This window comes from Streptomyces sp. IBSBF 2435 (genome assembly GCF_036815005.1).
In the GTDB taxonomy this organism is placed as follows: Bacteria; Actinomycetota; Actinomycetes; order Streptomycetales; family Streptomycetaceae; genus Actinacidiphila.
This window is the reverse complement of record NZ_JAJSYW010000208.1, coordinates 1-12,185: the sequence shown is the minus strand read 5'-3', so window position 1 is coordinate 12,185 and position 12,185 is coordinate 1. Positions and strand designations below refer to the sequence as shown.

At 72.3% G+C, this 12,185-nt stretch carries 9 protein-coding genes; 7 read left to right on the top strand and 2 right to left on the bottom strand.

Annotation, left to right across the window (positions count from 1 at the left end):
• Positions 1–73: 73 nt before the first annotated feature.
• The gene (locus V7E46_RS29045; protein WP_333771217.1) at positions 74–2,311 is read right to left on the bottom strand and encodes a glycosyl hydrolase family 18 protein; all 2,238 of its coding nucleotides are present in this window, start codon (positions 2,309–2,311) and stop codon (positions 74–76) included.
• Between the two features lie 511 nt (positions 2,312–2,822).
• A complete protein-coding gene (locus tag V7E46_RS29040) occupies positions 2,823–3,362 on the bottom strand; it encodes a GNAT family N-acetyltransferase (protein WP_333771216.1) in 540 nt (179 codons plus the stop codon).
• A 301-nt stretch (positions 3,363–3,663) separates the two neighbouring features.
• Between V7E46_RS29040 and V7E46_RS29035 the strand changes: the two genes are divergently transcribed.
• The 7 genes from V7E46_RS29035 to V7E46_RS29005 all read left to right on the top strand — a co-directional run bounded on the left by V7E46_RS29035 (position 3,664) and on the right by V7E46_RS29005 (position 12,158).
• Entirely contained in the window at positions 3,664–4,479 is an 816-nt protein-coding gene (locus tag V7E46_RS29035; protein ID WP_333771215.1) for an SCO2525 family SAM-dependent methyltransferase, read from the top strand.
• Between the two features lie 28 nt (positions 4,480–4,507).
• The gene (locus V7E46_RS29030; RefSeq protein WP_333771214.1) at positions 4,508–6,349 is read left to right on the top strand and encodes an SCO2524 family protein; all 1,842 of its coding nucleotides are present in this window, start codon (positions 4,508–4,510) and stop codon (positions 6,347–6,349) included.
• Between the two features lie 3 nt (positions 6,350–6,352).
• Entirely contained in the window at positions 6,353–7,270 is a 918-nt protein-coding gene (locus V7E46_RS29025; RefSeq protein ID WP_333771213.1) for an SCO2523 family variant P-loop protein, read from the top strand.
• A complete protein-coding gene (locus tag V7E46_RS29020; RefSeq protein ID WP_333771212.1) occupies positions 7,267–8,232 on the top strand; it encodes an SCO2522 family protein in 966 nt (321 codons plus the stop codon). The genes V7E46_RS29025 and V7E46_RS29020 overlap by 4 nt, the downstream gene beginning before the upstream one ends.
• A 1-nt stretch (position 8,233) precedes the next feature.
• Positions 8,234–9,199 carry an SCO2521 family protein gene (locus V7E46_RS29015; RefSeq protein WP_333771211.1) on the top strand — a complete coding sequence of 322 codons (966 nt, stop codon included), beginning with the start codon at positions 8,234–8,236 and terminating at the stop codon, positions 9,197–9,199.
• Between the two features lie 55 nt (positions 9,200–9,254).
• On the top strand, positions 9,255–10,199 hold the full coding sequence (locus V7E46_RS29010) for a DUF6879 family protein (protein WP_329174746.1): 945 nt from the start codon (positions 9,255–9,257) through the stop codon (positions 10,197–10,199).
• Positions 10,200–10,577: 378 nt separating this feature from the next.
• Positions 10,578–12,158 (top strand): prenyltransferase/squalene oxidase repeat-containing protein, encoded by a 1,581-nt coding sequence (locus V7E46_RS29005; protein WP_333771210.1) that lies wholly within the window; start codon positions 10,578–10,580, stop codon positions 12,156–12,158.
• The last annotated feature ends 27 nt before the right edge of the window (positions 12,159–12,185 follow it).

The following is a 12,185-nucleotide window of genomic DNA, read 5'->3' as shown; positions in this document are numbered from 1 at the left end:
GGAGCGCTCCCTCCGGGGGTGGAGGGGAGGGAGCGCTCCCGGCCGGCCGTCCTGCCAGGCGGCCGGCGGCGGGTCAGCCCTGGAGGCCGGTGTTGAGGGCGCCGAGGAGCGTGCCGGCCGGGGTGTCGCCCGACATCTCCCAGATCATCGCGCCGAGCAGGTGCCTGGACTTGATGTAGGCCGCCTTCTTGCCGATCGACCAGGTGTCGTCGAAGGACCACCACTGGCCGCCGGCCCCGGTGTAGCCGTAGGTCGCGACGGACCGGTCGTCGTGGTAGACGGTGAGGCCGGGCACGGAGGTGATGAGGTTGTTGTAGCCCCGGGTCCCGGCCTCCTCGGCGAACTGGCCCGGCGCGGCGCCGTTGGCGGTCTGCCAGACGCCGTGCACCCCGCCGTCGGCGACCTGTTGCCAGCCGCGGCCGTAGAAGGGCAGCCCGATGGTGATCTTGCGCGGGCTGACCCCGGCGTCGAGGTAGGTCTGCACGGCCCGGTCGATGCTGAAGTCGTTCGGGTAGGGCGAGGTGGGGTCGGGGTAGAGGTTGGACTGCTGGCCGGTGCGGTTCGGCTCCCAGGAGTTGTCGCTGCCCGAGCCGTGGAAGTCGTAGCCCTGGACGTTCTCGATGTCCAGGTTCTTCGACACCTGCGGCAGGTCCCAGCCGGCCGCGACCTTGGCCGGGTCACCGGGTGTGAAGGCGGTGAGCAGCCTGTGGTCGCCGCCCAAGGCGTCGAGCTGTGTGCGGAATTCGGCGATCAGCGCGGTGAGGTTCGCCTTGTCCGCGGTGCTCCAGTGGTTGCCGGGGTGGCCGTCGGGCGAGCCTGCCCACTCCCAGTCCAGGTCGAAGCCGTCGAAGATGCCGGCGGCGACACCGGGGCCGCCCGCGCCCTCGTAGGCGGGCAGATTGCCCTTGATGTACAGGTCGATGCAGGACGCGACGAACTTCTTGCGGGCGGCGTCGGTGGCGGCCACGTCGGAGAAGTACTTGGAGTACGTCCAGCCGCCCAGCGACATCACGACCTTCAGTTTCGGGTACTTCGCCTTCAGCTCCTTGAGCTGGTTGAAGTTGCCGCGCAGCTTGCCCCAGCCGTCGTCCGCCTGGCCGTTGACCGACTGGGCGGCGGGGAAGGCCCGGCCGTAGTCGGCCTCCGCGTCACCGGCGCCGTCGCCCTGGTTCGGGTCCTCCGGGTCGGCGGTGGTGCCCTTGGTCACGCCGTTCAGGCAGGTGAGGTTCTTCGGATCGATGTTGCCGAAGGCGTAGTTGACGACGTCCAGCTTGGCCGCGGCGCCCGAGGTGTCGAGGTTCTTGACGAAGAACTGGCGCCCGTAGATGCCCCACTGCACGAAGTAGCCGACCTTCGCGTAGCCGCCGTTGGCCACCGGGTCCTGGGTGGTGACGGCGACCGCGTTGCTCGCCGGCGAGGGATTGTCGGCGAGATCGCGGGCCTTGACGGTGAAGCTGTACGCGGTGGCGGGGGCCAGGCCGGTCAGCGTGGCGGTACGGGTGTCGGCCGGGACGGTCGCGGCGATCGCGGTGCCCCGGTAGACGTCGTAGGCGGCCACCCGGTTGTTGTCGGTGGCGGCGTCCCAGGACAGCTGGACGGTGCTCGATGTGACCGTGCCGGTGCGGAGGTTGGGGGGCGCGGTCGGCGGGACCGAGTCGGTCGCCGGGTCGAAGGTCGTCGCGGTGACCGGGGCGCTGGCGTCCCCGGTATTGCCGCGGGAGTCCTTGGCCCTGACCGCGAACTGGTAGGCGGTGGCCGGTGCCAGGCCCTGGACGGTGGCCGTGGTGGTGGCGCTGGAGGCCACGACGGCCCCGGCGCGCAGCACGTCGTAGGAGGCGACGGGGAAGTCGCCGACCGCGGCGGCCGTCCACCGCAGGCTGACCGTGTGGGCGGTGGCGTCGGCGACCGCGACACCGGTCGGCGCGTGCGGCGGCACGGCGGGGCTGCCGTCGCACTTGGCCCCGTTGACCAGGCACCCGCTCGGCGTGCCCAGCGGACCCGAGGCCTGGAAGGTGTAGCTGTACGGGTACGTCGAACCGCCCGCGGGAATCGTGGCGTTGTAGTAGGCGGGCGAGGCGACGACGTGGGAGCCGCTGACGGTCGAGGTGCCGTACGACTCCGAGGTGATCGTGACCCCCGCGGGCAGGTCGAACTCCAGAGTCCAGCCGTTCACCGCGGCGGCGGTGCCGTTCTTGACGGTGTAGGTGCCCGTCCAGGACGAGCCGCTGCCGGTGCTGCTGAAAACCGCGGTGAGCGCGCCGGCGGCGTGCGCGGCGGGCACGCCCAGCCCGGCGAGCCCGGCCAGCGCCATGGCCAGCGTGGCGATCACGGCGGCCGGCCGGCGGCGGGCACGGGCCGGGAGGCGGCCCGGCGGACGGGCCGGGAGGTGGGTCAGGGGTCTGGTTAATCTCCGGATTCCGGGTCGAGCGGACACGGCACTCCTCGGTGGGTGGGGGCGCGAGGGCGGCACCCACAGGACAACCGAAGTCCCCGGCCGGGGCAATGCGCCGGGCCAGAATTGGACTGGACCAATTCCGCGCTTGAGAGCGCGTCCATGCTGGTGGAAAGGACTAGACCAGTCGCCCGGATTTTGCCATCGCTTGACCCGGCGCCACGGCGCCGCCGAGTCGTGGGGCCGCTGCCGCAGGCCGCGCCCCCGGTAGCGGGGCCGCGCCGCCGCCACGGACCGCCCGCCCCCGCCGGTGACAAGCGCCCCGGCGTCGTTGCGACGCCGGGGCGCTCGCGGTCGCCCGCGCTTCCTCGGCCGCCCGTGCCCGGCGGGTTCGGCGTCCGGCGGGATCGGCAGCGGGCCGAGGGTCGGGCTAGTCGTTCAGCGGCAGCACCATCAGCAGCCGGTCGGCGGCCGGTCCGAAGTAGTCCTCGCGGTGGTCCACCCGGGAGAAGCCGAGCGACAGGTACAGCTCGACCGCGGTCGCGTTGCCCGGCTCGACGGTGAGCCAGACCTCCCGCACCCCCCGCAGGCGCAGGTTCCGCAGCGACTCCGCCATCAGCCGGCGGCCGAAGCCGTGGCTGCGCCAGTTCTGGTCGATCGCCAGGCCCAGTATCCAGCCCCGGCTGCCGTCGGACACCGCGCCGGCCAGCACGTAGCCGCACAAGGTGCGGCCGTCGTCCACGACGAAGAGGTCGTCCCGGTAGAGGTCGTAGAACTGGCGCAGCACGAAGTAGGGATAGGCGTGGTCCTGGAAGACCTCCTGGTCGAGTCGGTGCAGTTCGGGCAGGTCGGCGTCGGTGACCGCGCGGACGCGCGGAGCCCGGCCGCCGGCGGCCAGCCGCAGTGCGGGGGCGGGGGCCGGCAGGGCCGCGATGCGGGTGGTTCCGGTGCCGGGAAGGGGGGTCGTCATGCCGCTCCTCAGGGGCTTTGGGACTGGGGAACCCAGGTCGGGCGGGGGCCGGCGGCGAGGCCGGCCGGAGGTCAAGGTGACGTTCTCCCGTTCGGATGACACGAGCCGCACGGGGTGCGTAGGGTTGAGCCGGCATCGTGTTGACCGGGCCAGACCAGGATCAGCCGCGTTTTCCGGCTGTTCAAGCCGCTTTGCGGTCGAATTGCGTGCATGCTGCAACGCGCCCTCTGTGCGCCCTGATCATTTCCCCCGGTCCGCCAAGCCGGGCGTCGGTCGGGGAGTTGGTCGCTATTATGGGACGATGGATCTCAGAACGCCTCAGACGGCGAATGACCCGGTGCGTACGCCAGTTCGCAGGCTGAATTGCGAGGCACCCTGGGATGCGTTCGACCCGGCTGCCTACGTTGATCACAATTACGGCAGCCTGCGTTCCGACGACGCCAAGATCCTTGAGATCGTCCGCAAGCATTTCGCCGACCACTTCAGGGACAGCCCCGACCACGGAGGCGAACGGCTGCGCGGTATCGATGTCGGCGCGGGCGCGAACCTCTACCCGGCGCTGTCCATGCTGCCGTGGTGCGGCGAGATCACCCTCTTCGAGACCTCGACGGCCAATGTCGCCTATCTGAACGACCAGCGCGTGTCCTACGACCCGCACTGGGACCAGTTCTGGGCGGCGCTGTGCGAACAGGACGTCTACGCGCGGCGGGTGGCCGACCCGCGCGCCGACTTCCGGCGGGCCGTCACGGTCGAGCGCGGCAACCTCTTCGACCTGCGCAGGCGCCCGGCGGGCTGGCAGATCGGGACGATGTTCTTCGTCGCCGAGTCGATGTCCACCTCGGAGGCGGAGTTCTTCCTCGCCGTGGAGCGCTTCATGGAGGCGCTGGCGCCGGGCGCGCCATTCGCCGCGGCTTTCATGGAGGGCTCGCTGGGGTACAAAGTCGGTGAGCACTCCTTCCCCGCGTGCAGTGTCTCGGCGGCCGACGTGCGCAAGAGCCTGAGCCCGTTCGCGGAAGGGGAAGAGGTCGCGATCACTCCGATCGGAATGCCTGGGGGCGCGTTGCGCGAGGGGTACGAGGGAATGATCGTGGCCTGCGGACGGCGCGGTTCCGAATAGCCGGTCCCGGATAGGCGAGGAGTGGGGGATGCAGATCAAGCCGCGCCAGCACCTGCTGGACATCTGGCAGGCGATTTCACGCCATTCGTTCGAGAGCGGCGACTGGGAATGGGGGGAATGGGGAGGTCGCAGCAGTGTCGCCGACGCCGAGCGGCTGCTGTGCCTGATGTATCCGGCCACCGAAATCCCGGCCTTCCGGCTGGACGACCCCGACACCACGGAGCGCGATGTGCACGCCGCGCTCAAGAACGTCGGCGGCCGGGTGGAGATCCCCGCCAAACTGGTCAGGATCCTCGGCGAATTCATGCGTGCCCACACCACGGACGAGAAGCAGCCGAGCTTCGCCGGCGGTTACTACTTCGTGTCCGCCGACCCGGACCAGCCGATCTCCGAGGAGCAGCGCTCCCTGGGCGTCGTCGACTCCTTCTCGATGTCGGTCACCCTGTGCCTGGCCACGCTCGGCTTCCTCAAGGTCTACGAGGGCAAGACCCGCCGCAGCGAGGTGCGGGCGCAGATCGAGGAGCTGAAGACGGCCACCGAGGCCCGGCTCACCGCCGCCATGGTCAGCCTGCTGCGCTCCTTCACCGTCAACGTCTTCGACGCCGAGGAGCCGCAGGGCCGCACGCTGTGCTCGGTCCTCGGGCAGGGCCGGTTCTCCGACCGGGTCGTGGTCGAGCGCTTCCAGAGCCGCTTCGAGGCGCTGCGCGCCACCATCGGCGAGAGCTTCGTACTCGGCGTCGACATCGCCGACCGGCTCAGGGACGAGAACCAGCTCTTCGAGTGCGGCTGGGCCTGGAGCCTGGTCAAGGACGCCCCGCCGGTGGAGACCACCGAGCCGATCGGCCCGCAGCCCAACGGTGTCGCCCGGCCGATCCCGTACCTCTACTTCACCGTGGTCGCCCTCGACGGCATCCAGGACCTGTTCAGCGACCGCACCCTGACCCTGGGCCTGCTCACCCCCGAACAGCAGCGGCTGGCCGAGGCGTTGCGCCTGCGCTGGGAGATCACCCAGCAGTACTGGTCGGGCATCGCCCGCTTCGGGGACACCGTCTGGCCGCTGGAGGACATCCCCTGGCGGACCACGGGACAGCGCCTGGAGTCCGAGTACTTCTCGCTGTGCATCGCCTCCATCCTGGTCCACGACCTGGTCCGCCGCCGCGCCACCGACGACGACCTGACCCGTACCGTCGCGGTCATGGAGCGGCTGGCGGAACGCGGCCGGATCAGCAGCCGGATGACGAAGGACGACAAGGCGGTCGGCCTGCACAGCCCGGGCGTCCGGCTCCCCCTCCAGGGCAGCAGCGAGACCGGCAACCCGATGCAGTGGACGATGGGCGACTTCTCCGCCCAGCTGCTCAAACGCAGCATCCAGCTGTGCACCCTGTCGCGGAACATCTCCTCGCACGACCGGCTGCTGCGGCTGGCCGAGCGGATCTTCGACCACGTGTGGAAGCGCCGTATCCGGGAGGGCGTCGGCGCCGGCCTGTGGGACGACGTGCGGGCCGTCTTCCCCGAGGCGCCCATCCCCGAGGGACCGCTGTCGTGGAGCGTCACCGAACGCGTCACCGAATGCATGGTGGCCGGCCGCCAGCTGTACGTGCAGCCGCCGATCCGCAGCACGGAACTGGCCTCCTACGCCTCGTCGATGCTCAGCGAGGCGACCCACCTGCTCGGCAACGAGCAACTCGAACCCACGTCGAGCCACGACGCCTCCCGCGGCCGCGCGCTGAAGTCCGTCGAGGTCAAGCTGAACCGGGCCAGGGACCTCCTGGACCGGCAGCCCGGCTCGGCGCTCGCGCTCACCATGGCTATCCTCGGCGAACTCGACGGCCTGGCGCTCGCCAGACAGACCGCCTCCCGGGGAGTGTGAGCAGTGCTCGTCTTCGCCGCGTCCGACAAGGGCGGCACCGGCCGTTCGGTCACCAGCGCCAACATCGCCTTCCGCCGGGCGCTGGCCGGGGACGACGTCTGCTACCTCGACTTCGACTTCGGCTCGCCCACCGCCGCCGCGGTCTTCGACGTGCCCGGCGCCATGGGCGGCATCGAGCAGGGCGGCCTGCACTCCTACCTCCAGGGCAAGGCCAACGAGCCGGCCCGGCTGGACGTCTGGGCGCAGACCGAGCACCAGGTGCTGCGCGACCGGCCGGCCAACTCCGGCAGCCTGGTACTGCTCCCCGGCGACCGCAGCGGCGGTGAGTTCGCCGTCGTCAAGGACACGGTGACCCGCTGCGTCGACCTCTTCCTGCGGCTGGACAGCGAGTTCGACCTGGTCGTGATCGACCTCAGCGCGGGCCGCAGCTACGCGATGGACATGGCGCTGGACGTCACCGCCCGGCCCGAGATGCGCGGCGTCGGGAATCGCTGGCTGGTCTACCACCGCTGGACCCGGCAGCATGTGATCGCCGCCTCCGGGCTGGTCTTCGGCCCGCGCGGCATCCTCGCCGGCGGTGTCGCCCGCGGGCACGACGCCGACGAACTGCGCGGCAGGATCCGCTTCGTGCGGGCCGCGGTGCCCGATCCCGAGGCGCCGCCGTGGTCGCTGGTGCCGGCCGCCCAGTCCGCCTGGATGCGCAAGTGCGACCAGGACCTGGACCGGCTCGCCGCCGACCGCGACATCGGCTTCACCGCGATCATCGGCTCCGTACCGCTCGAACCGGTCCTCCAGTGGCGCGAGCAGCTGATCACCGACGAGGACGTACTCTCCAGCCGGGTCGCCAACCTGGAGACGCTGACCGCGATCCAGGACCTGGCCGACAAGCTGACCGACGACGAGGCGTGGGGTCCGGTATGACCGACACCGGGACCGCGGCCGTCTTCCGGGAGACCACCGCCCAGCCGCGCACCGCGGCGGTGCCGCTGGCGCAGGTCTCCCTCGAACTCGGCCACCTCTACATGGAGGACTTCGAGGCCGGCCCCGACCGGCTGCGCGCCCACTTCGCCCAGGTCAAGCCGTGGGCCGATGCCGCCCAGGTGCTGGCGGGGGCCGGCGGGCGGCGGGCCAGGGTGAGCACCTGCTTCCTGGTGGACGACTACTTCACCCGCTTCTCCTCGCCGGCCGAACTCGTACCGATGCTGGTCGAGGAGGCCGCGCGGGCCGGGCTGGTGATCGACTACCTGGCACGCGAGTCCGGCTGCGCGGTCGCCGACGGGGTGGCCGTGGCCGAGGAGGTGCAGGCCCGGCTGGTCGAGTCGCCGGCGCCGGGCACCGACGGCTCCCGGCCGCCCGCCGTCCAGACCGGCTGGCTCGCCAACGGCGAACGCAGCCCCGGCGGCCTGGCCGAGGCGATGGCCGGCGCCGAGCCCTGGCAGCCGCCGGCCGAGACCGCCGCCCGCCGGCACTCGGTCTTCCTCGACGTCGAGTTGTGGGACGAGCGCGGCGAACACCGCACCTGGTCCTGCCCGTTCCTGGCCGCCGTCTGGCAACTCGCCCGGCTCGGCCTGCTGCGGCACGCCGGCGACCCGGTGCTCCAGCCGCTGGCCTGGCAGGAGCCGCGATTCCCGCGCGACTGGGACGACCTGCCGCCGCTGGTCCGGCTCAATCCGTCGGCCGCGCCCTTCTCCGCCTACCGCACCTGTTCGGTCCTGCCCTCGCGCTTCCTGTCCGTCGAGCACGCGGTCCGGGTCATCCTCGACCAGGTGGACGCCGACCCCGCGGCCCTGGCGCAGGTCGCCGGGCGCTCGCGCGGCGAGGGCCTGCCGGTGCCCGAGGAGATCGCCGACCGGATCTCCTACGTCCTCTACCCGGGACCCTGACATGGCGGGCGGCCGGGGGGCGGAGGCGGTGGACACCGTGCTGGCCTGCGGCGAGGTGCGCACCTGCCTGCTCCAGCACTCGCAGGCGCTGCCCGGCACGGCCGCCGCGGGCCTGCTGCGGCTGCGCGCGGGCCGGCGCGTGCTGCTGTCCGAGCGGCCCAACCCGTACGCGCTGTCGCCCGAGGTGCTGACCGGCGTGGACTGCAACCTGCCCACCGCCTCGGGCGCCAAGGTCCGCGCGGTCGGCACCGTCACCGCCCGCGCCGCGCTCACCGAGGGCCGGCTGCTCCAGGCCGACGCCTTCTGCGCGGCCACCGCGGACGGCCCCGACCGGCGCCGCCCCTGGGGCCACTACCTGGCCCGGCCCGGCATCGTCGAACCGTTCGGCAAACTGCCCGACCGGGACGTCGCCGACGGCTGCCTGGCCGGAGCGGGAAAGCCGGGCGAACTCGACCTGGGGGCCGTCGCTGAGCGCGTCCTGCGCCACGTGCTGCGCGACCCGGCGCTGGACCGGGCGGCCCCTTTCCGCGCCCAGGTCACCCGGCTGCGCTGGGTGGCGCTGCGCGCCCCTGACGGAGCGGCGTCGTCCATCGAGAACTTCACCGTCGCGCAGGACGGACTGCGCACGGTGGAACTGCGGCTGACGGGGGGAATCGTCACGGCCGCGGCGGCGAGGCTCTGCGAGGACCTCGCCCTGCACGACTGGCTGCTCACGACGCTGGTACGGATGGTCGAGCGCAGCCGGCTCGGTTCGGTGGAGGGACGCGACGCGGTGGCGGCGCTGCGCCCCGCCGTCGACCACCTGCTCCATCTGTGGATGCCCACCGCACGTGTGGACCAGGTCCTCCACCCGCTCTGGGAGGTGTTGGAGCGGGAGCCGGGATTCAGCCGGCAGTGGCAGATCCTGGTGCAGCGGATCAGGGACCAGCTCGCCCTGCTGGCCGTGTCCGCGCACGTGCAGCCCTGACCCGCCCAGCCATGGGCGTAGACGCGCACGATCCCACCGGGGGAGATGACGAGACATGGCCGGATCGTTAGACACCACAGGCTCGGGCTCCGCGGCGGCCACCGCCGGGCCCCGAGTACCGCCCGTCCTGTTCAAGACGCTGGTCACGGCACTGGTCGGGGGAGCCACCTACGTCCTGACCGACGTCACCAACCAGCCCGAGGTGTGGAAGCTGACCGCCTCCATCTTCCTCGGCGGCGCCGCCCTGATCATCCAGTACATGACCGACTTCGAGCGCCGGCTCACCTCGGTAGAGGAGGCCCTCGCCACCCACAACGGCGAGATGAAGGAACTGGTCCACAACGGCTTCGCCCGGATCAACGAGGTCACCGAACTCTTCGGCCTGGTCGACCGTTCCGCCCTGCCGCCCGACGGCGTCACCCGGCTGATCCGCAGCGCCACCCTGGTCGCCTCGGGCGGCTCGGTGATCATGCAGGCCTTCGCCCGCGAGGAGGTCGACAAGCTGACCAGCCTGATGGAGAACCTCAACCAGAAGCTGGTCGACTACGAGGGCGAGGACCACGACTGGATCGTCACCCTGACCGGCTGCGCGGTCATGACCATCGACGCGACCAGCACCGCGGTCGACCGCGACTTCTGGCCCAGCGAACTCGGCCAGCGCTATCTGCGCGCGCAGCGTGACGCCATCGAGCAGCACGGGGTGCAGATCAGACGGCTGTTCATCGTGGAGAAGCCGGAGGACAACACCCTGGAGCTGGGCCAGCTCTGCGACGACCAGCAGAGCCTGGGCATCGAGGTCCGGGTCCTCGCGCTGTCCGACCTGTCGCCGATCGCCCGGATGGACGAGACCAACGACTTCATCGTCTTCGACGAGTCGCTGTCCTACGAGATCGGTTCCGACCTTCGCGGGGTCAACACCAAGACGCTGATGGACCTGCGCTCGGACCGGGTCGCCAAGCGCGTCCAGCGGTTCAGGACCCTGTGGGAGGCGGGCCAGTAGCGCGCGCCGCGAACGCGGCGGGTTCCGGGAACACGCGGCCGGGGCGCCTTCTGTTCGGCGCCGCGGCCCGCGCCGGCATACCGCCGCGGCCACGCGGGGAGTGGTGAAGGCAACTGTGCGCCACGTTGACGGGGCGGCCCGCCGCATGGTGCCATAAAACGCATTTCCGATTCAGCAGCCAGGGGAAGCCGGTCCGAGTCCGGCGCTGACCCGCAACCGTAGGCCCACCGCACCGGTGGGCGAGCCGGACCACCTGCGCTGGACACACGTCACGATCGCCGTCGAGGACTGCGGCGCGGACCACCGGACGGCACGCTCACCGCGCGGCCGCCCCTCCTCCGCGGCCGGGCTCCCCGACTGCCGACCCCGGGGGCACCTGTGCTTCGTCTTCTCCCGCGCCGCCGTCCCGGACGGCCGCGTACCGCCGTCCTGCTCACCGCGGCCTCGCTGCTCACCGGCAGCGTCGCCGCGGGTGCGCTGTCGGTGGCCGCGCCCGCGCACGCGGACGCGATCGGCGACTGCACCCCCACCACGGGCGCGATCGTCGCGGTGGACTACGGGCACTGGGACGGACCGGTCCTGCGGGGCTGCGACGCACACCCGACCACGGGCATGAACCTGCTGCACAACGCCGGGTTCAGCACCACCGGCACCGTGCACGACGGCGAGGGCTTCATCTGCCGGATCGGCAACGACGGCTTCGACGGCGGCACCGCCCGCCCGACCGCCGCCGACGAGGCGTGCGTGCTCACCCCGCCGGCCGACGCCTACTGGTCCTTCTGGACCGCGCCCGCTGGGCAGGACACCTGGACGTACTCCCCGCTCGGCGTGCTCAGCGACCAGCCGCAGGACGGCGAGGTCGAGGCGTGGACCTTCGGGCCCACCGACCTCGGCGGCAGCACGGGCGGCCCGTCCTTCACGCCCGACTCCGTGCGCGCCCAGGGCGGCACCCAGCCCCCGACGACTCCGCCGACGACGACGCCGCCGCCGACCAGCCCGGGCGGCGGCGCGACCGCCGACGTGCCCGCCGCCGCGGCATGGCTGACCGGCCAACTCACCGGCGGCGACCACGTCTTCGACGGCCTCGGCACGAACTACGCGGCGACGGCGGACGTCGCCATCGCGCTGGCCGCGGCCGGCGGACCCGACGCCACGATCCGGGCGATCGACGGCCACCTCGCCGCGCACACCGCGGACTACCTGCTGCCCGACCCCGCGGTGACCGTGCCGAACCCGGCCGCCGCGGCGAAGCTGGCGCTGCTCACCGAGATCCTCGGCGGCGACCCCGCCTCGGTGGGCGGCCACGACCTGCTCGCCGACCTCACCGACCACGTCTGTACCGCCGTCGGCAGCCTCGGCAACTGCACCGCAGCCGGCGACTTCTACGGCGCCCTGTCGCCCGGCGCCCAGGCCGCTGCCCTGCTCGCGCTGGCCCGCGGCGGTGTCACCCCGCCGCAGCCCGCCGTCGACCGGCTCACCGGGATGCAGTGCGCCGACGGCGGCTTCTCCGGCTCCATGCTCTCGTCCGGCGAGCGCTGCACCTCCGACCCCGCCACCACCGCCGACGCCGTGATCACCCTCAAGCACCTGCCCGGCACCGGCGCCGCGCTGGACAAGGCGCAGGCGTATCTGCTCAAGGCCCAGTCCGCGGACGGCGGTTACCTGCCCTACGACGGCGCCTCCGCGGCCGACACCGGCACGACGTCGGCCGCGGCCCAGGCGCTGACCGCACTGGCGCTGACCGACCAGGCGGGCGCCGCCCGCGGCTGGGTCGCCGCCCGGCAGACCCCCGCCGGCGGCTTCACCCCCGACAGCTCCGGCGGCACCGACCCGGACCTCTACGCCTCCACCAGCGCCGTGCTCGCCGTCACCGGCACCGACCTCGGCAGCCTCAGCTACGCGGGCCCGCCGACGACCCCGCCGACGAACTCGCACCCGCCGCACCACCACCCGCCCTAACTGGCCGGTGAGCAGCGCCCGCTCCTC